Source organism: Micromonospora sp. NPDC000089 (assembly GCF_042899365.1).
GTDB lineage: Bacteria > Actinomycetota > Actinomycetes > Mycobacteriales > Micromonosporaceae > Micromonospora.
Genome location: NZ_JBIAZT010000024.1, coordinates 1 through 22092, shown reverse-complemented (window position 1 = coordinate 22092; position 22092 = coordinate 1). Strand labels below are relative to the sequence as shown.

Here is a 22092-nt window from a genome sequence, read left to right as displayed (position 1 = left end):
GGCCGTTCAGGCCGGGACGGAGATGCCCACCCCGCCGCGGGTCTGCCCGCCGTAGCGCTGCCGCTCCCGGTCGAGGTCGAGCCGGCCGATCCGCTTGCGGGCGGCGATCGCGGCGTCGTCGAGCAGGTCGGCGGGGATCAGCCAGACCACCTCGAACTCCAGCCCGTCCGGGTCCTGCCCGTAGAGGCTCTTGGTGGTGCCGTGATCGGAGGTGCCGACCAGGGCGCCGGCCGCGGCCAGCCGCTCGGCGGTGCCGGCCAGCTCGTCCAGGGTGTCGACCTCCCACGCCAGGTGGTAGAGGCCCACGGTGGCCCGGCCGGCCTGGGACCGCCCGGCGGCGGCGCCGATCTCGAACAGCCCCAGGTCGTGGTCGTTGGTCGAGTCGGGCGCCTGCAGGAAGGCGGCGCCGCGGAACCCGTCCGGCGTCATCGCGACCGGGCGGAAGCCGAGGACGTCACGGTAGAAGGCGACGCTGCGCTCAAGGTTGCTGACGTAGAGGACGGCGTGGTTGAGCCGGTGGATTCCCATGCCCACCACAGTAGCGCGGTTTAGTTGAGCGCTCAACTACATCCGCTATGATCGGCGTCATGACCCGCTGGTTGAGCCCGGACGAGCAGCAGACCTGGCGGTCCTTCCTGACCGCTTCCCGGGCGCTGATGGACGCCCTCGACCGCGAGCTGCAACGCGACGCGGGCATGCCGCACGCCTACTACGAGATCCTCGTGCGACTCTCCGAGGCGCCCGGGCGGCGGCTGCGGATGAGCGACCTCGCCGACACCACCGGCTCGTCGCGCAGCCGGCTGTCGCACGCCGCCGCGCGACTGGAGGCGGCCGGTTGGATCCGCCGCGAGGACTGCCCCACCGACCGGCGCGGCCAGGTCGCCGTGCTCACCGACGACGGCTTCGCGGCCCTCGCCGCCGCCGCGCCGGGCCACGTCGAGGGGGTACGCCGGCACCTGTTCGACGCGCTCAGCCCGGCCCAGACCGACCAGCTGCGCCGGATCAGCGAGACGCTCGCCGCCCACCTGACCAGTTCTTGACCAACTTGCGCCCCGGCAAGGGTTGTACATACCGTCGCCGGACCAGCACGATGGGGCGTGTCCTCCGGCTTCGGTGATCTGACTGTCCAGGCGCACCACCTGGTGTCCGCCGGCGACCTGGCCGGCGCCCAGCGCCTGCTGTCCGACGCGCTGACCGACGCCGATCCGCGCCCCGACCACGCCTCCCCCGAGCTGGCCGACGCCGCCGGGCTGCAGGCGCGGGTGCTGATCGCCCTCGGTGAGCCGCACTCCGCGCGGGGCTGGGCGGCGTTCGCGTACGCGGCGGCCGGCCGGCTGTACGGCCGCTCCGACGAGCGGACCATCTCGGCGGCGGCCACCCTCGCGGCGGTGCTGCACCGGGTGGGCAGCGACGCCCGCGCCGCCCGGCTCTACTCCGACGTGATCCTCGAGATGACGGCCCGGGACGGCCCCGAGTCGCTGCGGGTGCTCGCCGCGCACGCCGACCTGGCCACCGTGGAGTACGCCCGCGGCCAGTGCGCGCAGGCCCGGGAGCGCCTGCAGGACGCCTGGGAGCTGCACCGCGAGATCTACGGCGACGGGCACCCGAGCGGCATCAAGATGCTGGCCCGGCTCGGCGCCATGCAACGCGACTGTGGCCGGTTCACCGAGGCCCACGAGAATCTGGGCCTCGCCGCGGAGCTGGCCGACCGGCACCTCGCCGCCGACGATCCGCTGGTCCGGCAGGTGGCCGCGCTGTCCCGCGCCGCCGCCGACCCGGGTCACCTCTGCACCGACGAGCCAGCCGGGCGGCGGGAGACGCCGGTGGTGCCGGCGGCGCGTACCCCACCGGCCGGCGAGGGTCCTCCCGATCCGTTCGGCTGGCCGGCCGGCCCGTCGCCGGTCGACGAGCCGCACCCGCCGACCGTGCCCGGCCAGCGGCTCCCGCCGGACGACGACCACCGGGACGACGAGGTCTTCCCCGAGGACGACTACCCCTGGCCGCCCGAGCCGGACGCGCCCCCGCCGAGCGCCCCACACGACCCGGTGCCACCGGCCGTGGTCGGCCTGGCCGGCGGGTACGCCGAGGAGGCCGACGGGGTGCGCCGGGTCGGCCCGCCCGACCCGTCCCGGCTGCTGCCGGTGCACGTGCCCCGGGCCCGGCACCAGGCGCCGCCGCCCCGCCGCTTCCGGGCGGCCCCCGCCGCGGTGGCCGGGGTGGTCGTGGTGCTGCTCGGGGCCGTCGCGGTGATCGCCGGGGTGTCCCAGGTGGACGGCGACGACCCGCCGGCCTCCCCCGGCGGCACGTCGCCCCGCGCGGCCGCCCCGGCGACGCCGGGCACCCCGCCGGGCGGGGTGAGCCTGCGCGACCGCCAGGACAGCATCGCGCTGGGCTGGACGTACCCGGCCGGGGCGCCCGGGCCGGTGGTGATCTCGGGTGGCCGCGCCGACCAGGACCCGCGGGCGTTCCAGGAGCTGCCCGCCGGCACCACCAGCTACGTCGTGTACGGCCTGGACCGCACCACCGACTACTGCTTCACCGTCGCGGTGGTCTGGTCGAAGAGCTCGGTCGCCCGCGCCGACCGGGTCTGCACCGACCGCGGCTGACCGACCGCACCGGCGGCCCGCCTCAGGGTCGGCCGGCAGCCCGGCGCGACGTCACGGCCCGGGTGGTGTCGGTCCGGCGGGTAGCCGCAGGCGGACCTCGAGGCCGGGGCCGGCGTCGGCCAGCTGCACCGTCCCGCCCGCCTGGCGGACCAGCTCGCGGACGATGGCCAGGCCGAGGCCGGTGCCGCCGGCGTCCCGGGCGCGGCCCTCGTCCAGCCGGGTGAACCGGTCGAACACCCGCTCCCGGTCCGCCGCCGGAATCCCCGGCCCGTCGTCGGTCACCGTCACCAGGTGGTACGCCCCGGGCGCCCCGCCGTCCGGGTGCACCGCGACGACCACCCGGGAGCGGGCGTGCCGGACGGCGTTGTCGAGCAGGTTGGCCAGCACCCGGCGCAGGTCGTCCGGGTCGCCGGTGGTCCACGCCGGCTCGGCCGGCGGCGGCGCGGCGACCGGCGGCGACGAGCACCGACCGGAAACCTCGGCGACCAGCTCGCCCAGCTCGACCGGCTCCCCCGCCCGGCCGGCCGGCCGCTCGTCCAGCCGGGCCAGCAGCAGCAGGTCACCGACCAGCCGCCCGAGCCGTTCGGTGTCGGCCAGCAGGTCCGTCGCCACGGCCGGCCAGTCGGTCCGGTCGCCGAGGCGCTGCGCCACCTCCAGCTCGGTGCGCATGTTGGCCAGCGGGCTGCGCAGCTCGTGCGCCGCGTCGGCGAGGAAGGCCCGCTGGCGGGCCCGGGCGCCCTCCAGGCGGTCCAGCATGTCGTTGAGGGTGACCGCCAGCCGGTGGACCTCGTCCCGGGAGGCGGGCACCGGCAGTCGCCCGTCCGCACCCCGGCCGGTGATCTCCGCGGCGCCCCGGCGCAGCGCCTCCACCGGCCGCAGGGTCACCCCGACCACCCGCCAGGCGACCACCGCGAGGATCGCCACCAGCAGTGGGAAGGCGATCAACAGCAGCGTCCGGGCGGCCCGGACGGCGTGCCGCACGTCCTCGGTCGACCGGCCGACCAGGACGGTCAGCGGCTGCGCCGGGGTGCCGGCCGGGACGGCGACCACCCGGACCGGGCCGGGCAGGCCCAGCCGCTGCCCGGGCACCGTCGTGCGCTGCCGGCCGGCGCCGCCGAGCTGGTCGGGGCGGACCATCGGCACCAGCCGGTCGGCGCCGATCGAGGCGGCCCGGATCCGTCCCGCCGAGTCGACCACCTGCACCCGCAGCTGCCCGCCCGCCACCGGCAGCGGGTCGGGCAGCGCGTCCTCGGCGGCCAGCCCGGCCACCGCGTCGGCCGTCCGGAACGCCTCGTCGTCGACCGTGCGCTGCAACGTCCAGCCGAGCGCGCCCAGCAGCACCACCCCGCCCAGCGCCAGGCCGGCGCAGAGGCCGGCCACGCCGAGCGCCAGCAGCCGGACCCGCAGCGACAGCGCCGACCAGCCCCGCCGGCCGGGTACGGTCGGGCGGGTCACGTCGCCAGCCGGTAGCCGGCGCCGCGGACGGTCTCCAGCCGGTCCCGGCCGATCTTGCGGCGCAGGTAGCCGACGTACACCTCGACCGCGTTCGGCGCGGTCTCCAGCCCGGCGTCCCAGACGTGGTCCAGCAGCTCGGTCTTGGAGACCACCTGGCCGGCGCGGCGGATCAGGTAGTCCAGCAGGGCGTACTCGCGGGCGGTCAGGGCCACCTCGACGTCGGCCCGGGTCACCCGCCGGCGGGCCGGATCCAGCCGCAGGTCGCCCGCCGCCAGCACGGTCGGCCGCTCCGGTGCGCCCCGGCGCAGCAGCGCGCGCAGCCGGGCCAGCAGCACCACGTACGAGAAGGGCTTGGTCAGATAGTCGTCGGCGCCGCAGTCCAACCCGTCGGCCTGGTCGTACTCGCCGTCCTTGGCCGAGAGCATCAGCACCGGGAGCCACTGCTCCTCGGCGCGCAGCCGGCGGACCACCTCGTACCCGGACAGGCCGGGCAGCATCACGTCGAGGATCATCGCGTCGTAGCCGCCGTGCCGGGCCGCGTCCAGCCCGGCCGGACCGGTCGCGGCGGTGTCCACCACGAAACCCTCCGCCGCCAGGCCACGTTGCAGGGCGGCCGCCAGCCGGGCCTCGTCCTCCACCACCAGCACCCGCACGCCTCCCAGCGTGCCACCCCTACGCCCGTACCCGTACGGGTGTCCTCAGCGCCCTCACAGCACCCAACGGGCAGGATGGGCGCAGGAGGTGCGTCATGTCCGTACTGAAGAGCCGGCCCGCCCTGCGCTGGCTGGTGCCGCTGGTCGCTGCCGTCACTGTCGTCGGCGGAGGGGCGGCGATCGGCACGTTCGCCGCGAACGCGGAACCCGCGCTGCCGCCGCGCAGCGCCGCCCAACTGCTGGTCGACCTGCAGACCGCCCGCCTGGACGGGCTCTCCGGCACCGTGGTGCAGCGCGCCGACCTGGGGCTGCCGCCCGCGGTCGGCCTGCTCGGCAACGACGCGACCGGGCTGCTCACCGGCACCCACACGCTGCGGGTCTGGTACTCGGGGCCGGACAGGCAGCGGGTCGCGCTGCTGGACACCCTCGGCGAGCGGGACGTGGTCCGCTCCGGTCGGGACGTCTGGACCTGGGACAGCAAGGCCAACGCGGCCACCCACCGCACGCTGCCGGCGTCCACCGGACGTGACCCGGAGGCGGCGCTGCCGGCCACCCCGAAGGAGGCCGCCGACCGGGCGCTCGCCGCCGTCGACCCGAGCACCGCGGTCACCGTGGGTCGGGCCGCCAAGGTCGCCGGTCGGGACGCGTACGAGCTGGTGCTCTCCCCGCGCGACCAGGCGTCGCTGGTGAGCCAGGTGCGGATCGCCATCGACGCGACCGAGCACGTGCCGCTGCGCTTCGAGGTCTTCGCCGACGGCAGTGACCAGGCGGCCTTCGAGGTGGCCTTCACCCAGGTCGACTACCGGCGCCCGGACGCCGACCAGTTCACCTTCAACCCGCCCGCCGGGGTGAAGGTGACCGAGGAGAAGGCCGGCCCGGCCGGGAACGCCGAGCGGCGTACCGCGCCGCGGAAGCCGGCCGACGGTGACCTGCGTACCGTCGGGGAGGGCTGGACCACCGTGGTGGTGGCGCGGACCGGCGCGACCGAGCTGCGCGACATGCCGCGGTCGGCAGCCGACGTGGCCGGTGCCGCCGGACGGCCCGGGGGCGACCCGGCCGCCGCGCTCAACGTGCTCAACGGGCTGCCGAAGGTCAGCGGCGACTGGGGCAGCGGGCGACTGCTGACCACGAAGCTGGTCAGTGTGCTGCTCACCGACGACGGCCGGCTGCTCGCCGGCGCGGTGACGCCGGAGCGGCTCTACCAGGCCGCGCGCGGCTGAGTCGGCGACGCTCGGGGGTCCGGGCCGGCGGGAGCCGGTGCGGGCCCCCGTTTCGCGCGCCCGGCGCGCCGGTGTGACGTGGCCCGGGGTCGACCGGCAGGCTTGGTGTCGCGGCGGTAGCGCGGTATCTTTAACAGTTCCTGGAACACAAAAAGGAATGGCGTGAAAGCCATTCCTTGAGCAATTGTAATGGACGAGGAGACGGCTTGTCAACGCACTCCGGCGCACCCGGCGACCTGCCGCACACCGACGACGAGATCGGCCGCGAGCAGGCGTACGTGTCGATGCTCTACGACCGGCTGGACGGCATGCGGGAGCAGGCCGCCCGGCGACTCACCGACGCGCTGCGCACCGGTGGCGGCACGTTGCAGGACCGCTCCCAGCGGGACAGTGCCGTGCAGATGTACGCCGACCAGGTCGAGCAGTTCTCTGCGGTGGAGAGCGGCCTGGCCTTCGGCCGGCTCGACGGCGAGGACGGCGCCCGCCACTACGTCGGCCGGATCGGCATCTTCGACACCACCGGCGACTACGACCCGCTGCTGATGGACTGGCGCGCCCCGGCCGCCCGCCCGTTCTACCTCGCCACCGCCGCCAACCCCCAGGGCGTACGCCGGCGGCGGCACCTGCGCACCCGGCAACGCAAGGTCACCGGGCTCAACGACGAGACGTTGGACATCGCCACCGCCTCCCCCACCGCCCACGAGGAGCTGACCGGCGAGGCGTCCCTGCTGGCCGCGTTGAACGCCGGGCGCACCGGCCGGATGCGGGACATCGTCGAGACCATCCAGGCCGAACAGGACCGGATCATCCGGGCCGACCTGCCCGGCGTGCTGGTGGTGCAGGGCGGGCCGGGCACCGGCAAGACCGCGGTCGCGCTGCACCGGGCCGCGTACCTGCTCTACACGCACCGCCAGCAGCTCTCCACCCGGGGCGTGCTGCTGGTCGGGCCGAACGCCACCTTCCTGCGCTACATCTCCCAGGTGCTGCCGACGCTGGCCGAGACGGGCGTGCTGCTGCGTACTCCCGGCGACCTGTTCCCCGGGGTCGTCGCGACCCGGGCGGAGCCGGCGGAGACGGCCGCCCTGAAGGGGCGCGCGGTGCTGGCCGACGTGCTCACGGCCGCCGTCCGGGACCGCCAGTGGGTGCCGGACGAGGCGCTGGAGATCGAGCTGCCGCAGGGCGAGGTGCTGCGCCTGGAGCCAGCGACGGTCCGGGCGGCCCGGGACCGGGCACGCCGCACCGACCGGCCGCACAACCTGGCCCGGGCGCTGTTCGACGTCGAGATCGTGCACGCCCTCGCCGACCAGGTGGCTGAGCGGATCGGCGCCGACCCGCTGGGCGGGGAGAACCTGCTGGAGGAGGCGGACCGCGCGGAGATCCGCCGCGAGCTGCGCGAGGAGCCCGAGCTGCACGCGGTGCTCGACCGGCTCTGGCCGGTGCTCACCCCGCAACGCCTGCTGGCCGACCTGTACGCCTCGCCGGAGCGGATCGCCGCCGCCGCGCCGATGCTCACCGACGCCGAGCGGGCCCGGCTGCACCGCGAGCCGGGCGGCGGCTGGACGCCGGCCGACGTGCCGCTGCTGGACGAGGCCGCCGAGCTGCTCGGCGAGGACGAGCAGACCGCCGCCGCGCGCCGGGAGCGGATCCGGTCCTTCCAGCGCGAGTACGCCGAGGGCGTGCTGGAGATCTGGCGGGGCTCCCGCTCGATCGACGTGGAGGACGAGGCCGAGGGCGGCGAGATCCTCGGCGTCACCGACCTGATCGACGCCGACCGGCTGCTGGAACGGCAGGAGGAGGCCGACCGGCTGACCACCGCCCAGCGGGCCGCCGCCGACCGGAGCTGGGCGTTCGGGCACGTCATCGTGGACGAGGCGCAGGAGCTGTCGCCGATGGCCTGGCGGCTGCTGATGCGCCGCTGCCCGAGCCGGTCGATGACCATCGTGGGCGACGTGGCGCAGACCGGCGCGCTGACCGGCACCCCGTCCTGGGGCGAGGCGCTGGAGCCGTACGTGGCCGGGCGCTGGCGGCTGGAGGAGCTGACCGTCAGCTACCGGACCCCGGCGGAGATCATGGCGGTCGCCGGGCGGGTGCTCGCCGAGATCGACCCGACCCTGCGCCCGCCCCGCTCGGTGCGCTCCACCGGGGAGCAGCCGGGCGACCGGACGATGGACGCCGACGCGCTGGCGACCGAGCTGGTCGCGGTGGCCACCCGGGAGGCCGCCGCGCTGGGCGACGGCCGCCTCGGGGTGATCGTGCCGGCCGGCCGCGTTGACGAGCTGGCCGCGGCCGTGGTCGCCGCGCTGCCCGAGGCCGCCGTCGGCGAGCAGCCCGAGCTGGAGAGCCGGGTGGTGGTGCTCACCGTCGGCCAGGCCAAGGGCCTGGAGTTCGACACCGTCGTGGTGGTCGACCCGGACGGGATGGTCGCCGAGTCCCCGCGCGGCCGCAGCGACCTCTACGTCGCCCTCACCCGCGCCACCCAGCGCCTCACCATCCTCCGCCCGCGGCCCTGACGGGTCGGTCAGCCGGGGTTGGGGTGGTCGTCGGTGACGTTGGCGACCTGGGCGCCGGCGCTGGAGGCGTCGCTGGTGGTGCCGGCGGCGGGGGTGCTCAGGCCGCCGGTGGTGGCGTCGCCCGTGGTGGTCGGGGCGACGGTGTCGCGGTGCTGTTCCGGCTGGCGGGCCACCCGCCGGACGCTGGCCGGGCCGGCGGTGCCACCGGTCGTGGTCACCGCGCCCTGGCCCCGGGTGGGGCCGCCGTCGCGCAGTACGTTCGGGTCGACCGGCGCGTGGGCCGGGTCGTCCGGGTCCTCCTGCTGGATCACCCGGGTCTCGTCGTACCGCGGCACGGTCACCTCGTCGAGCGCTCCCTCGCCGTACACGCCGGCGGTGAGCCGTTCCTCGGCCTTGCGCGCGGACTCCCGCATCGGGTTGGTCTCGGCCACGTTCATCACCTCGCAGAATCTGGCGGTAAGCCATTGCCTGCCCGCTGCCGGGGGCGACAAACCGGCCGGGGCGGGTTCACCCGGAGGCCGCCCGCCGCTCGCCTGCCCGCCGCCGGCGGTGCGCATGCTGACCGATGGGTTGGCGGGAACCGCCCGCCCCCAAAGGGGAAGAAGTGCGCAGAGTACGCCGTACCGCCATCGCCGCCCTGGTGGCGGCGACCGTGACGACGGGTCTCGCCGTACCCGCCGAGGCCCGGCCCCGCCCGGACCGGACGTTCGACCTCCAGGCCCACCGCGGCGGCCTGGGCCTGCGGGTGGAGAGCACCCTCGCCTCGTTCGGCAACGCCCTTCAGCTCGGGGTGAGCACCCTGGAGCTGGACGTGCAGATCACCGCCGACGGCCAGGCCGTGGTCACCCACGACCGGCAGATCAGCGCCGCCAAGTGCACCGACACCGCCCCGGTGACCCCGGGCGACCCGAAGTACCCGTACGTCGGCAGGTACGTCAACACGCTCACCCTCGCGCAGGTGCGCACCCTCGACTGTGGCGCGAAGACGCTGCCGGACAAGCCGGGCCAGCTGGCCGTCCCGGGGGCCCGGATGCCGCTGCTACGCGAGGTGTTCGCCCTGGTGAAGCGGTACCGGGCGAACGACGTGAAGCTCAACGTGGAGACCAAGGTGGAGGCCGGCGCACCGACCGAGACCGCCCCGCGCGAGCAGTTCGTGCAGGTGACCGCCCGGGAGATCCGCGACGCCGGGATGCTGAAGCAGGTCACCATCCAGAGCTTCGACTGGGGCTCACTGATCCGGATGCGTCAGGTGGAGCCGCGGCTGCCGCTGGTCGCCCTGACCAACTACGACTTCCTCCAGGTCGGACAGCCCGGCGCCTCGCCGTGGCTGGGCGGGCTGGACATCGACGACTTCGGCGGCGACCCGATCCGGGCCATCCGCAGCTTCGGGGCGTCCGCGTTCTCGCCGGTGCACGGCTTCCCGCAGGACGGCAAGGTGACCGACCCCGGCTACCGGCCGTACGTGACGAAGGAGATGGTCGCCCACGCGCACCGGTACGGGATCAAGGTGATCCCGTGGACCGTGGACGACGTGCCGACCATGGCCAAGCTGATCGACGACGGCGTGGACGGGCTGATCACCGACTACCCGGACCGGCTGCGCGGCCTGCTCGCCGCGCGCGGCTACCGGCTGCCGAAGGCGTACGCCTCGCCGTTCGACATCCAGGCGCACCGCGGCGGCCGGGCCACCCGGCCGGAGAACACCCTGCCGGCCTTCGCGCACGCGCTGGCCAACCGCGACATCTCCACCCTGGAGCTGGACACCGGGGTCACCGCGGACGGGCACCTGGTGGTGCTGCACGACCGGGCGATCAACGGCTCACACTGCGTCGACACCGCCCCGGTACGCCCCGGCGACCCGAAGTTCCCGTACGTCGGGAAGCTGGTGCACGAGCTGACCCTGGCGCAGCTGAAGACGGTGGACTGCGGCTCGAAGACGCTGCCCGAGTTCCCGCACCAGGTGGCCGTCCCGGGCGCCCGGATCCCCACCCTGGACGAGGTGTTCGCCCTGGTGCGCCGCAGCGGCCGGACCGACGTCCGGATGAACATCGAGACCAAGATCAGCCCGCTGGTGGCGGACACCGCGCCGTACCGGAGCTTCACCCGCAAGCTGGTCGGCGCGATCGAGCGGGCCGGTTTCACCCGGCGGGCGACCATCCAGTCGTTCGACTGGCGGACCATCCGCTACGCGCACGAGCTGAACAAGCGGATCGAGACGGTCGCCCTGGTCTGGCAGTACGGCCCGGCCGAGTGCGCGTCGCTGGCCGACGAGTGCTCGCTGCAGGCGGTCTACGGCGACTCCCGGGTGAAGAGCCCGTGGACCGGCGGGCTGGACTGGTGGCGCTACCGCGACCTGGGCAAGCTGGTCCGGGCCGCCGGCGCCACCACCGTCTCGGCGAACTGGCAGGTGCACGACCCGGCGCAGGGCACGGTCGCCTCGGACGACTGGTACCTGCGGCAGGACCCGGCCTACTTCCACGGCCCGCGGGTGCCGGTGCTGCAGCGCCGGTACGGGCTGAAGGTGGTGCCGTACACGGTCGACGACGCGGCGATCATGCAGCGGGTGATCGACCTCGGGGCGGACGGCCTGATCACGGACGACCCGGAGCTGCTGATCTCGGTGGCGATCCGCAACGGGTTGCGCTGACGTACCCCGCCGGTGGCGCTCCGGTCGGGGGCGCCACCGGCGGCCGGAATTCGTCGGTCGGCCGGGTGTTAGCTCGTCTTGTGGGTCGGGTAGACGGACGGTGCCCCCGCCGCAGCAGGTGAACCGCGCCGTGGCCGAACCGCGGAAGCGGGGCGAGGGAGTGCAGGTACTCATCAGATCCTTAAGGAGGACGGATGAGCACGCAGGCTGCATCGACGAGGCCGCAGAACCGGCCCCAGAACGTGCCCAATCGGGCGAACATGGACATGCGCGATCGGGCGATGATGGACGAGTCGACCCGCCCGATGCCGGCGATGCACGACGGGCACCGGCAGAACATGCCGGCACCCGGCACGGAGACCAAGCAGGCGTTCCTGACGACCGAATTCTGGGTCTACGTCGCCGGTGTGATCGGTGTGCTGGCCGCGTCGTACCTGGTCGGCAAGAACTCGGTCGGGGTGGACATCTTCCGCGCCCCGCAGGCCTGGTTCTTCATCACGCTGCTGACCATCGGATACCTGGGCAGCCGGGGTCTGGCCAAGGCCGGCAGCAACTTCCGCAGCGGAGCGGAGCGCAAGGCCCGACAGTGACCGACGAGATCAGCTCCTGAGCACGGTGGCCCCCGGGACTACTCCCGGGGGCCACCGTCGTCGTTCCGGCGGGCGGGCGACGACGTCGGCCCGGCCCGGTCCGCTCAGCGGGTCAGTCGAAGTCGCCGCCGAAGTCGCCGCCGCCGAAGTCGTCGTTGTCGCTCTCGAAGACCTCTTCGATCAGCTCGCCGGCCACCAGGCCGCCGGCGACACCCAGGGCCGCGCCGGCCACCATGCCACCCATCCCCGAGCCGCGCCCGTGGTGGCCGTGCTGGCCGTACGGGGAGTGCCCGTGCTGGCCGTACGGCGCGTGGCCGCCGCCGAAGCCGGCTGCGCGCAGGCCGCCGTACCGGCCGGTGGTGTCCCGCAGCCAGCCGTCGACGACCTGGGCCCAGTCGACCCGGTCGGCGTCGGCGTGCGAGACGGCGTACCGACCGAACGCGTCGTGGCCCGGGCTGAGGAAGCCGCCGCGCTTGTCGCACTCGAGGACCACCTCGACGCCGTGCGGGCTGGTGACGAAGGTCAGCTCGACCTCGTTGACCGTCCGCGCGTACTGCGACGCGGCGTAGAACTCGATCTCCTGGTAGAACGGCAGGCTCTGCTGGGTGCCGCGGATGTGGCCGCGCTCCAGGTCGGCGTGCTTGAACCGGAAGCCGAGCCGCTGGAAGGCCTCCAGGATCCGCTCGTGCACCGGCAGCGGGTGCACGTTGACCTGGTCCAGGTCGGTCTTGTCCACCGCCCGGGCGACCGCGAGCTCGGTGCGCAGGCCCATCGTCATGCCGTGCAGACGCTGACCGTAGACGTCGGTGATCGGGGTCTCCCACGGCACCGGCAGCTGGAACGGGATCGACAGCCGCTGCTGCGGCGCCAACTGCAGCGGGCCGCTGACCGCCATCCGCTGGAACTCCATCACGCCGGCGTACTCGCTGTCGCCGCTCTCCACCTCGACCCGGGTGACCAGGGCGACGGTGACCTGCTCGATCGCCGCCGGGTTGTCGCCGCCGACGATGTCGACCCGCCCGTCCAGCGCCAGGCCCGGCCGGGTGTTCGGGTTGGCCAGCACCGTGTCGACGCTGGGCCCACCCACACCGAACGCGCTCAGCATCTTCTTGAAGACCATCGACACTCCCGCTTTGCCATCGGCGCACTCCACCCTGGAGCGCGCTCGGCCATGAAGGGCACCCTAACCCGAAGCGCTGTGAGGTGCCTGTGAGGCGACGCGGCCGGGGGCCGCCGGGCCGCGGGACAGCGCCGCCAGCAGCGCGGACGCGGCCAGGAAGAAGACCGACATGGTGGCCGCCATCGGCAGCAGAGAGTGGTACCCGAGGATGCCGGTCAGCGGCGTCACCACCGCGCCGGCCAGGAAGCTCAACCCGCCCTGCAGCGCGGCGGCCGTGCCGGCCGAACGCCGGCCCGCCTCCTGGGCCAACGCCGTCGTCGCGGGCAGGGTGAGCCCCATTCCGGCCACCATCAGGCACAGCAGCGCCCAGACGACGGCCAGCGGGGCATGCGGGTCGGCCAGCGCGACGCCGAACAGGCCGAGGGCCGCGGCGGTCGAGGCGGCCACCCCGACGCTCCGCAGCCGCGCCGCGCCGAACCGGCGCACCAGCACCCGGAACAGCAACCCGGCCACCGCCATCCCGGCCGCGTTGGTGGCGAAGACCAGGGCGTACCGGCCGGGGCTGAGGGTGAACACCGTCTGCAGGACGAACGACGACCCGCCGATGTAGATGAAGAACCCGGCCGTGGCCAGGCACTGCACCGCGACGTGCCGCAGGAAGCCCCAGTCGCGCAGCAGGTCCGCCATCCGGGCCAGCGCGTCGGCCGGGCCGGAGCGTTGCCGGCGGGCCGCTGGGAGCGTCTCCGGCAGCCCGGCGACGACCGCGACCACCATCACCGCGCCCAGCGCGGTGAGCCCGGCGAAGACCGTCCGCCAGGTGCCGTGGGCGAGGATCAGGCCGCCGACCGCCGGCGCGACGACCGGGCCGAGGAAGGTGATCGACGCGATCGCGCCGAACCGGGCGGCCGCGTCGGGGCCCCGCCAGGTGTCGGTGACCATGGCCCGGCCCAGCGCCACCCCACCACCGGCGGCGACGCCCTGCACCAGCCGCGCCGCGACCAGGACCGGCCCGCTCGGGGCCAATGCGCAGACCACCGACAGCGCGGTGAAGGTCGCCGCGCCGGCGACCAGGATGCCGCGCCGGCCGCGCGCGTCGCTGATCGGGCCGAGCAGCAGCTGCCCGGCGGCGACCCCGATGATGAAGGCGGTCATGGTCAGCTGGGCCACGGTCGCGCTGGTGTCCAGCGACCGGCGCAGCTCGGGCAGGGCGGCCACGTACGTGTCGGTGGCGAACGGCCCCACCCCGGTGAGCAGCACCAGTGCCATCATGGACGGAGTGCGGGACGGCGGGACGGTCACGGCGGGCGCCGCAGGGGCGGTGGTCTGCCGGGGGCTGGTCACCGTCGGACGCTAGCCCGACGGCCGGCCACCGGCACGGCGAGGCCCGAGGTACGGGACGGGTCAGTCGAGCTCCCCGCCGCTACCGGGTCCGCCCGCCGGCCGGGACGCCGGAACCGGCGCTGCTGGAGCTCACCCCGCCCGGCTGGCTGGCCGCGCCGGGCGGGGTGACGCTGAGCGGGGCGGTGCTGGGCACGGGCCCGGTTGGCAGCGCGGACCTTACTTGCCGAGCGATGGCAGCCGGGTGGTGCCCGGGGGTACGGCGTCGCAGACGGTGCCGTCGGCGGGCAGTTTTCCGTCGATCAGCACGGCGTCCACGGCGGTGTCGATGCACGGGCCGCTGGAGCGGTAGGCGGTGTGGCCGACGCCCTCGCGGGTGAGCAGGACGGCGTCCTTCAGCCGCTTCGCCATGGCCTGCGCCCAGGGGTACGGGGTAACGGGGTCCACCCGACCGCCGACCACCAGGATCGGCGGGACGCCGACGCCGGTGAGCTCCCGCGTGAAACGGTCCTTGTTATCGACCGGCCACACCGCGCAGTTGAGCGCGCTGTAGGCGGCCCGGCTGCCGAGCCGCTCACCGCGCTCGGCGACCTTCTTCGCGGCGGCCTGATGTTCGGACAGCTTCTCCAGCTTCGGCCAGTCTGCGCACCGAACGGCGTTGTGGGCCTCCTGAAGGGTCGCGAACGGGCCGCCGAACGGCGCGACCGTGACCTTCGAGGCGAGGAAGTGCAGACCCGCACCGTTGCCCTGCTGCGCCGTGAGCAGGCCCGCGGTGAGCGTCGGCCAGAGGACCCGGTTGCCCGCGGCGGCCCGCACGGCTTCCAGGGCCAGCGCCCCGTCGAGCGTGCCGCCCGGCGTGAGGTCCTTGATCGGGGGGACTCGCAGCGGCTTGGCCTCCAGCTTGGTGATCAGGGCGTCGAACGCGGCCTCCGGGTCACCGGCGCCGAAGGGGCACACCTTGACGCCTTCCTTGCGGCAGGTGTCGAACCAGGCGTCGAGCGTCGCTTCATTGGCGCGGGAGACGTCATCGAGGAGCTGCAGCGGATCGTTCTGCCACAGGTCGGTGTTCATCGGCGCGTCGATCACCATCTGGCGTACGCGATCAGGGAACAGCGTGGCGTACATCGGACCCACCACGGTGCCGTAGGAGGCGCCGTAGAAGGTGATCTTCTTCTCGCCGAGCGCGGCGCGCACCTGGTCCAGGTCCCTGGCCACGTTGTCGGTGGACAGGCTCGCCAGGAACTCGGGGCTCTGGTGGGCGACGCAGCCCTTCGTGAAGGTGCGGGCGTCGGCGACCAGCGTGTCGAACGGCTTCCCGCCGGGGATGCGCGGGTCCCGGTTCTCGGCCGCCTGCTCGGCCCGCTGCTTGTCGGTGAGGCAGCGCACGGCACCGGACTTCCCGACCCCCCGCGGGTCCATGCCGACGACATCGAACCGGGCCACGACATCGGGTGAGTAGGGGCCGGTGCCCTTGGCGGCGTCGATGGACGCGACCGTCTCGGTGGCCAGCACTCCCGGGCCGCCCGGGTTGATGAACAGGCTGCCGATCCTCCGCTCCGGGTCGGTGGCCCGGTGCCGGGTCACGGCGAGCGGGATCTGCTTGCCGTCCGGGTCCGTGTACTCCAGTGGCACCTTGATGGTGGCGCAGTCGAAGCCCTGCCCGCACTCCTTCCACCGCACCGGGGCCGGAGTCGGCGCAGGGCGGTCTGGCGTGGGTGGTGCCTTCGTGCTGGCTTCCGCGGTGCAGCCGGTCAGGGCCAGCGCGGTGACGACCAGCGCCGCGGCGACCCGCAGGGGCACCGATGGCACGCGGTTCCACCGGGATGAGAATGTCATGCCCTCGACGCTAGGCGGGCCGGCCGGCGCCGTTATCCGTCCAAAGCCTCGGTTCCCGGAAACCAAAGATGGAGCGTGCCGGGCCACCGGCCGGAGCTGAGCTGCCCGATCACTGCGGGGGGACGAGCCCCGCCTCTCGTACGAGCAGTGCCACCTGAACGCGGTTGGTGAGATCCAGCTTGGTGAGGATCGCCGACACGTGGGTCTTGACGGTGGCCAGGCTGAGGTGGTGCCGCGCGGCGATCTGCGCGTTGGTTCGTCCGGCGCCGATCTCCGCCGCGACCGTCCGCTCCCGGGCCGCGAGAACGTCGAGACGCCGTCGGGCGGCGTGCTGCCGGCCGTCCTCCCCCGACTCCGCGACCCGGGCGATCAGCCGACGCGTCACCTCGGGCGACAGGACGGGTCGCCCCTGCACCGCGTGCCGGATCGCCATGACCAGCTCGTCCGGCGGCGTGTCCTTCAGGAGGAACCCGGCCGCGCCGGCCCGCAGGGCACGCAGCACCCGGGCGTCCGCGTCGAAGGTGGTGAACACGATGACCTGCGGAGCGGACGGCCGGCCGCGCAGCGTCTCGGTGGCGGTGAGCCCGTCGGTGCCGGGCATCCGGATGTCCATCAGCACCACGTCGGGCCGGTGGCGCCCGGCCAGCTCCACCGCCTCCGCACCGTCGCTCGCCTCGGCCACCACCCGCAGGTCGGGGGCTCCCGCCAGCATCATCCGCAGCCCGAACCGGACCACCGGGTCGTCGTCGGCCACCAGCACGTCGATGACCGGCCGGCCGCCGGCCGCGTCCGCGGCGGGACGGTCGCCGGCAGGCAGGTCGTCGCGGGGTCGCGTCACGACGGCCAGGGTAGCCGGACCCGGACCCGCCAGCCGCCGGAGTCCGTCGGCCCGTGGTCGAGCCGCCCACCCACGAGACGGGCGCGCTCCGCCAACCCGCGCAGCCCGGCCCCGGAACCGTCGGGGACCGGAGGCGGGCCCGCCCGCGACGCGTTCACCACCTCGGCGGTCAGGTGGTCGCCGGGTCGCCCGGAGATGCGGACCACCGCCGCCGCCCCCGGGGCGTGCTTGCGCGCGTTGGTCAGGCCCTCCTGCGTGAGTCGGTAGAGCATACGGCCCTGGGTCTCCGGGAGGCGGTTCGCCTCGGTCGTCACCCCGGCCTCGTCCCGTAGCTCGATCAGCGTGCCGGTCTGGCGGGCCTCGTCGATCAGCCCCAGGACGTCCTCGACGCCCAACAGCGGCAGCTCCCCCACCGGGGCGCGGAGCACCCCGATCACCTCGCGCAGGTCCTGCAGGGCGCGGTGGGCGTTCTCGCGGACCACCTCGGCCGCTCGCACCCGGTCCTCGGCCGGCGCGTCGCGGTAGTAGGCCAGGGCACCCGCATGGACGCTGAGCAGCGAGAGCCGGTGCCCGAGAACGTCGTGCATCTCGCGCGCGAGCGCCTCCCGGGTCTCTCGCGCGGCGCTGTCGGCCCGGAGCAGCGCCTCGACCTCGGCCGCTGCCGCCCGCTCCCGGATGGATGCGACCAGGGCCCGACGGTTGCGCACGGTCAGCCCCCACGTCACGGTGGCGAGGTGCCCCAGCCCGAGGATGACGAACACCGTCAACGGCGGGGCCGCGGTCTCCGGCCACCGCAGCTGAAACGTGCTGAGCGCGGCGAGGCTGAGCGCGCACACCGCGACCGTCGCCCTTAGCGGGCGATGCACCGCGACGGTGAACAACCCGACGACCGCGGCCGGGGCGACCGTCTCGGAGAAGGAGCTCGCCGCCGCCAGGACGACGCCGAGCACGATCGGAAAACGACGCCGCCACCACAGCGCGAGGCTGCCGAGCACCCCCGTGACCCGGTCCGCGTCCAGGACCCAGGTGGGCACCGCCACCGAGTCGTGCACCTGGTAGAACACCGTGAGCAGCGCCATCGCGGCGGCGAGCACGATCAGGACGGTGTCCACCAGCCGGTCGCGCACCACCGCTCGGAGTGACCGCCTGACGGGTTCCGTCGCTCCGCTCATCGCCCCGAGCCTAACCGGTGGAGCGGCCGGCCCGACCGACGACGACGGCGGTCCGGTCGGCGAGCGGTCGCCGGGTCGGAACTCTCGGATTTTCTTCGTCGGTGGATGTCGAGAAGCGGGGCGGTGGCTTCTACCGCGGGGTGAGAGCACCGAGAATCGGTGCGACGGACACGAGGAGCCGACCATGAAGTACATGCTGCTGATGCAGTTCAGCGCCGCCGGAACCGACTTCCCCTCGATCGACACCTGGACGCCGGAGGAGATCCGCGCGCACATCGGGTTCATGGGCGAGGTCAACGCCAAGCTCACCGCCGACGGCGAGTTCGTGCAGGCGGAGGGGTTGGCCGGGCCGCAGCGGGCGCGGATCGTCCGGGCCGGCGCGGGCGGCGCCCCGGTGGTCACCGAGGGGCCGTTCGCGGAGACCAAGGAGTTCCTGGCCGGCTGGTGGATCGTCGACTGCGAGACGCCGCAGCGGGCCGCCGAGATCGCCGCGCACATCTCCACCGCGCCCGGCCCGGGCGGGCGCCCGCTGAACATGCCGATCGAGGTGCACCCGATCATGTCCGGGCCGCCGCAGGAGCTGTGACCGAGCCGCACACCGTCGAGGACCTGCTGCGCGAGCTGGCGCCGCAGGTCCTCGGCGTGCTCGCCCGCCGCTGGGGCGACTTCGCCACCGCCGAGGACGCCGTCCAGGAGGCCCTGCTGGCCGCGGCGACGCAGTGGCCGGCCGAGGGACTGCCGGAGAACCCGCGCGGCTGGCTGATCCAGGTGGGTCACCGGCGCATGATCGAGCTGATCCGGGCGGAGGCGGCCCGGCGGCGCCGGGAGGACCTGGCCGCCCGCCGGGAGCCCGACCACCGGTCCACCGCCCCGGCGGCGGACGAGCCGGCCACCGACCGGGACGACACCCTGACGCTGGTCTTCCTCTGCTGCCATCCCAGCCTGTCGACCGGGTCGGCGATCGCCCTGACGCTGCGGGCTCTCGGCGGCCTGACCACCGCCGAGATCGCCCGGGCGTTCCTCGTTCCGGAGCCGACCATGGCGCAGCGGATCGGCCGCGCGAAGCAACGCATCCGCGACTCGGGCGAGCCGTTCCGGATGCCCGCCACCCGGGAACGGGAGGGCCGGCTCGCGGCGGTGCTGCACGTGCTCTACCTGATCTTCACCGAGGGGCACACCGCCAGCGCCGGCGACGAGCTGCGCCGGGTGGACCTGGCGGCCGAGGCGATCCGGCTGACCCGCGCCATGCACGTCCTGCTGCCCGACGACAGCGAGGTGGCCGGGCTGCTCGCGCTGATGCTGCTCACCGACGCCCGGGCCGCCGCCCGCACCGGGCCGTCCGGCGAGCTGATCCCGCTGTCCGATCAGGACCGCAGTCGTTGGGACGCCGCCGCGATCACCGAGGGCACCGCGCTGGTCACCCGGGCGATGGCCCGCGGGCCGGTCGGGCCGTACCAGCTGCAGGCCGCGATCGCCGCGCTGCACGACGAGGCGGCAACCGCCGGGGCGACCGACTGGGCGCAGATCCTCGCCCTCTACGGGGTGCTGGAGCGGCTGGCGGCGAGCCCGGGGGTGGCGCTGAACCGGGCGGTGGCAACCGCCATGGTGCACGGGCCGACGGCCGGGCTGGAGGCGCTCGCCGCGCTCGCCGACGACCCCCGGTTGGCCGGCAACCACCGGCTCGACGCGGCCCGCGCCCACCTGTGCGAGATGGCCGGCGACCCGGCCCGCGCGGCGGCGCACTACCGGGCCGCCGCGGGCGGCACGACCAGCCGCCCCGAGCAGCACTACCTGTCGATGCGCGCCGCCCGCCTGGCTGGCGCCGCCGTCTCCGGCCCACGACCGCGTGACGCGGATCAGCGCCGTCGATGACCGGCATCGCTCGTCCGTGCACCCCGCCGCACGCTCTCAGGTCCGTTCGCGCCGATAGCTGCGGTCAGCGCGGCGAGAGCGCGTTCGCCTGGTGCGCCATCTGGTATTGCGGCGGTGAGGCATCCGCTGATACGACAGGAGCGCGGCTCATGGGCGTCCACTGAGGACGGTGTCGCGCGACTAGCCGCAGGGCGACGAGAACGCAGACCAGGTAGACCATGTCGCCACCGAGCAGGATCAGTGTCGCGCCGAGGGGTGCGTCCGCGGCGGTGGTGTCGTCGGCGACGTCGAGGCCGCCGGTGGCCGCGTCGGCGACGAAGGCGAACAGGTTGGTCGCCGCGTGGGCGGCGATGGACACCTCCAGCCCTCCGGTCCGGATGACCAGCAGCGCCCAGATGACGGCACCGACGAACAGTGCGACGAACCCGGTCCAGGTGCCCAGGCCGTGCAGCAGGGTGAACGCCAGGGCCGAGCCGATGATGCCGACCCACCGGTGGTACGCCCCAAGTGCCTGCAGCAGGAACCCGCGGGCGGCGTACTCCTCACCGGCCGCCTGCAGTGGCACCAGGACGACGAGGAGCGCGGTGAGCCCGAGGAACCGCCACGGGTCGATCGTCAGCCGTAACTCGGTGCCGTCGTCGTAGACCACAACCAGGGCCGTCATGAGCAGAGCCGCGACCACGATCGCCACGCAACCGCACACCGCGAACCATCGCCAGCGCAGCCGACCGGTCACCGAGTGCAGCGTCCCCGCCGGGCGCCGTTGCACCAGCCGCGCGACACCGAGGGTGATGGGAATGAACAGGGCGAGAGCCGCCAGCGCCAGGAGGTTGTCGACGACGGGACTGCCGATCGACGCGCTGTCATCGACGTCACCGCCGAGCGCCCAGGTGACGGTGAGCGCGACGGCCACGAACCCGCAGACCGTCGCGGTCGCCACCAGCACGACGGCCAGCACGGCGACAGGTGGCGTCCACCAGCGATGAAGGCCCAGCCGCGCCAACCGCTCGTAGGTCAACCCCTTGTCCACCCGTACAGGCTAGACCGCAGAGCCGTCGAGGCTCGGTGCGCCGAATCGTGCCAGGCAGTGCCAGACCCGCTTGAGATCCTGGTCGGCGTATCGGGCAGTGCGGGCCGCGTCACCTATCGACCGGGGCGTGAGGAGGCCGTCGACGGCGATCTCGGTACCGAGGTCGACGTACTTCTGGCCGCGGTAGTCGGGGTGCCGGCCGAGTTCGGCGACGGAGAGCCGGAAGCCGGGATGCCATTCGACCGGGCAGGGCAGGCACCGGGCCGCGGCCTCCACCTCGGTGTCGCGGTAGCTGGGGTCGAGTACGAGTGCTTCGACGTCGCGTGCCAACAGCACCTCACCATGGACATGGGCTTCGATGTAGTCGTCCAACTCGTCCTGCTCGTCGGCCATCGCGAGTTCGATCAGGGACATGCGGTCGGCCACCCCGAAGGCGGTCGGTTCCAGGTAGCTGTCCGGGTAACAGAATGTCGCCCTCGCGAGGGTGGTCGCGCTCAGGCGCAGCTGGGCCGAGCCGAAACGGGATGCCGCGCCTACGACCTTGCGGCGGAAGTTCAAGCCGCCGTATACCGGTCGGACGTGGGCGGGGGCCTCATCGTATGCGCCGCCGAACATCGAGTGTTCCCAACGCCATCGGTCTCCGCCGGGGTGCGCGGTCAATCCCCCGTTACTGGTACCGGTGACGAACTGCGACAGATACCTCCCGGCGACGGCGAGCTCACGCAGGATCGGCGTGCCGCCGGCTACGCGGTCGGGGTGGAAGTTGAGCGTGATCCGTAGGGACGAGTCCACCGGTGGGCCAGCGGACAAGGCGGCGACATGCTCCAACGCTCGTCGACATGAGGGGTGGCGGACGTCGGTCCGCGTGCCGCCACCGCCTCCGGGGACGATCCCGACCCTGCCGTCTGCTGGGGACACGACGGCAATCATGCCGGGCACGGGCGATGTCAGCCATCCGGTTCCGGCCGCTGCGGCCCACCGGCTGCGTGATCCGGTGCGGGCTTCCAGCGGTACCCGCTGAGCGCCCCGACCGTGCCCGCCCGGCTGGCCGCGGGGGCGCGGTGGTCGTACCGAAGAAGGAGGTGGGGGGGGGGCGGGGGGGCCCCCCCCCCCGCGGGGGGCCCCCCCCCCCCCCGCCGCCCCCCCCCCCCCCCGGCGCCCCCGCCGGGGGCGCGGGCCGCGCGCCCCCCCGGGGCCGCCCCCCC

At 74.4% G+C, this 22092-nt stretch carries 19 protein-coding genes; 8 read left to right on the top strand and 11 right to left on the bottom strand.

Annotated features, from left to right (window positions below; translation table 11 throughout):
- Nucleotides 1–6: 6 nt before the first annotated feature.
- The gene (locus ACFY3U_RS27050) at nt 7–528 is read right to left on the bottom strand and encodes a VOC family protein (RefSeq protein WP_387206733.1); all 522 of its coding nucleotides are present in this window, start codon (nt 526–528) and stop codon (nt 7–9) included.
- Nucleotides 529–575: 47 nt separating this feature from the next.
- On the opposite strand from ACFY3U_RS27050, the gene ACFY3U_RS27045 reads away from it, so the two are divergent.
- Both ACFY3U_RS27045 and ACFY3U_RS27040 read left to right on the top strand, forming a co-directional pair.
- Nucleotides 576–1040, top strand: coding sequence for a MarR family winged helix-turn-helix transcriptional regulator (locus ACFY3U_RS27045; RefSeq protein WP_387206731.1), 465 nt, complete (start codon nt 576–578; stop codon nt 1038–1040).
- 57 nt (nt 1041–1097) lie between these two features.
- Nucleotides 1098–2606 carry a tetratricopeptide repeat protein gene (locus ACFY3U_RS27040; protein WP_387206729.1) on the top strand — a complete coding sequence of 503 codons (1509 nt, stop codon included), beginning with the start codon at nt 1098–1100 and terminating at the stop codon, nt 2604–2606.
- 51 nt (nt 2607–2657) lie between these two features.
- On the opposite strand, the gene ACFY3U_RS27035 is transcribed toward ACFY3U_RS27040, so the two are convergent.
- Together ACFY3U_RS27035 and ACFY3U_RS27030 are read right to left on the bottom strand one after the other, a co-directional pair.
- A complete protein-coding gene (locus ACFY3U_RS27035; protein WP_387206788.1) occupies nt 2658–3998 on the bottom strand; it encodes a sensor histidine kinase in 1341 nt (446 codons plus the stop codon).
- 59 nt (nt 3999–4057) lie between these two features.
- On the bottom strand, nt 4058–4714 hold the full coding sequence (locus ACFY3U_RS27030; protein WP_387206727.1) for a response regulator transcription factor: 657 nt from the start codon (nt 4712–4714) through the stop codon (nt 4058–4060).
- Between the two features lie 95 nt (nt 4715–4809).
- Between ACFY3U_RS27030 and ACFY3U_RS27025 the strand changes: the two genes are divergently transcribed.
- Both ACFY3U_RS27025 and ACFY3U_RS27020 read left to right on the top strand, forming a co-directional pair.
- Nucleotides 4810–5934, top strand: a complete 1125-nt coding sequence (locus tag ACFY3U_RS27025; protein ID WP_387206724.1) for an outer membrane lipoprotein carrier protein LolA — start codon at nt 4810–4812, stop codon at nt 5932–5934.
- A 284-nt stretch (nt 5935–6218) separates the two neighbouring features.
- Nucleotides 6219–8444: a HelD family protein gene (locus ACFY3U_RS27020; protein ID WP_387206786.1), complete on the top strand. Its 2226-nt coding sequence runs from the start codon at nt 6219–6221 to the stop codon at nt 8442–8444.
- Nucleotides 8445–8452: 8 nt separating this feature from the next.
- Here ACFY3U_RS27020 and ACFY3U_RS27015 read toward each other — a convergent pair whose 3' ends face one another.
- On the bottom strand, nt 8453–8875 hold the full coding sequence (locus tag ACFY3U_RS27015) for a hypothetical protein (RefSeq protein WP_387206722.1): 423 nt from the start codon (nt 8873–8875) through the stop codon (nt 8453–8455).
- A gap of 173 nt (nt 8876–9048) precedes the next feature.
- Here ACFY3U_RS27015 and ACFY3U_RS27010 point away from each other — a divergent pair, with 173 nt between their 5' ends.
- Together ACFY3U_RS27010 and ACFY3U_RS27005 are read left to right on the top strand one after the other, a co-directional pair.
- Entirely contained in the window at nt 9049–11091 is a 2043-nt protein-coding gene (locus ACFY3U_RS27010) for a glycerophosphodiester phosphodiesterase family protein (RefSeq protein ID WP_387206720.1), read from the top strand.
- 194 nt (nt 11092–11285) lie between these two features.
- On the top strand, nt 11286–11681 hold the full coding sequence (locus ACFY3U_RS27005) for a hypothetical protein (protein ID WP_387206718.1): 396 nt from the start codon (nt 11286–11288) through the stop codon (nt 11679–11681).
- A gap of 112 nt (nt 11682–11793) precedes the next feature.
- On the opposite strand, the gene ACFY3U_RS27000 is transcribed toward ACFY3U_RS27005, so the two are convergent.
- From ACFY3U_RS27000 to ACFY3U_RS26980, 5 genes are all read right to left on the bottom strand, one after another.
- Entirely contained in the window at nt 11794–12801 is a 1008-nt protein-coding gene (locus tag ACFY3U_RS27000) for a sporulation protein (protein ID WP_387206715.1), read from the bottom strand.
- A gap of 63 nt (nt 12802–12864) precedes the next feature.
- Complete coding sequence (locus ACFY3U_RS26995) at nt 12865–14142, bottom strand: multidrug effflux MFS transporter (protein WP_387206713.1); 1278 nt, start codon at nt 14140–14142, stop codon at nt 12865–12867.
- A gap of 216 nt (nt 14143–14358) precedes the next feature.
- Nucleotides 14359–15975: an alpha/beta hydrolase gene (locus ACFY3U_RS26990; RefSeq protein ID WP_387206711.1), complete on the bottom strand. Its 1617-nt coding sequence runs from the start codon at nt 15973–15975 to the stop codon at nt 14359–14361.
- A gap of 109 nt (nt 15976–16084) precedes the next feature.
- Nucleotides 16085–16822: a response regulator gene (locus tag ACFY3U_RS26985; RefSeq protein ID WP_387206784.1), complete on the bottom strand. Its 738-nt coding sequence runs from the start codon at nt 16820–16822 to the stop codon at nt 16085–16087.
- Complete coding sequence (locus tag ACFY3U_RS26980; protein ID WP_387206708.1) at nt 16810–17985, bottom strand: sensor histidine kinase; 1176 nt, start codon at nt 17983–17985, stop codon at nt 16810–16812. The genes ACFY3U_RS26985 and ACFY3U_RS26980 overlap by 13 nt, the downstream gene beginning before the upstream one ends.
- Before the next feature lie 184 nt (nt 17986–18169).
- On the opposite strand from ACFY3U_RS26980, the gene ACFY3U_RS26975 reads away from it, so the two are divergent.
- Together ACFY3U_RS26975 and ACFY3U_RS26970 are read left to right on the top strand one after the other, a co-directional pair.
- Nucleotides 18170–18571: a YciI family protein gene (locus ACFY3U_RS26975; protein ID WP_387206706.1), complete on the top strand. Its 402-nt coding sequence runs from the start codon at nt 18170–18172 to the stop codon at nt 18569–18571.
- Nucleotides 18568–19857: an RNA polymerase sigma factor gene (locus ACFY3U_RS26970; protein ID WP_387206704.1), complete on the top strand. Its 1290-nt coding sequence runs from the start codon at nt 18568–18570 to the stop codon at nt 19855–19857. Before ACFY3U_RS26975 ends, ACFY3U_RS26970 begins: the two co-directional genes overlap by 4 nt.
- A gap of 64 nt (nt 19858–19921) precedes the next feature.
- Here ACFY3U_RS26970 and ACFY3U_RS26965 read toward each other — a convergent pair whose 3' ends face one another.
- Both ACFY3U_RS26965 and ACFY3U_RS26960 read right to left on the bottom strand, forming a co-directional pair.
- On the bottom strand, nt 19922–20887 hold the full coding sequence (locus tag ACFY3U_RS26965; RefSeq protein WP_387206702.1) for a CPBP family intramembrane glutamic endopeptidase: 966 nt from the start codon (nt 20885–20887) through the stop codon (nt 19922–19924).
- A gap of 9 nt (nt 20888–20896) precedes the next feature.
- Entirely contained in the window at nt 20897–21679 is a 783-nt protein-coding gene (locus tag ACFY3U_RS26960) for a DUF3626 domain-containing protein (protein WP_387206699.1), read from the bottom strand.
- Nucleotides 21680–22092: the final 413 nt, after the last annotated feature.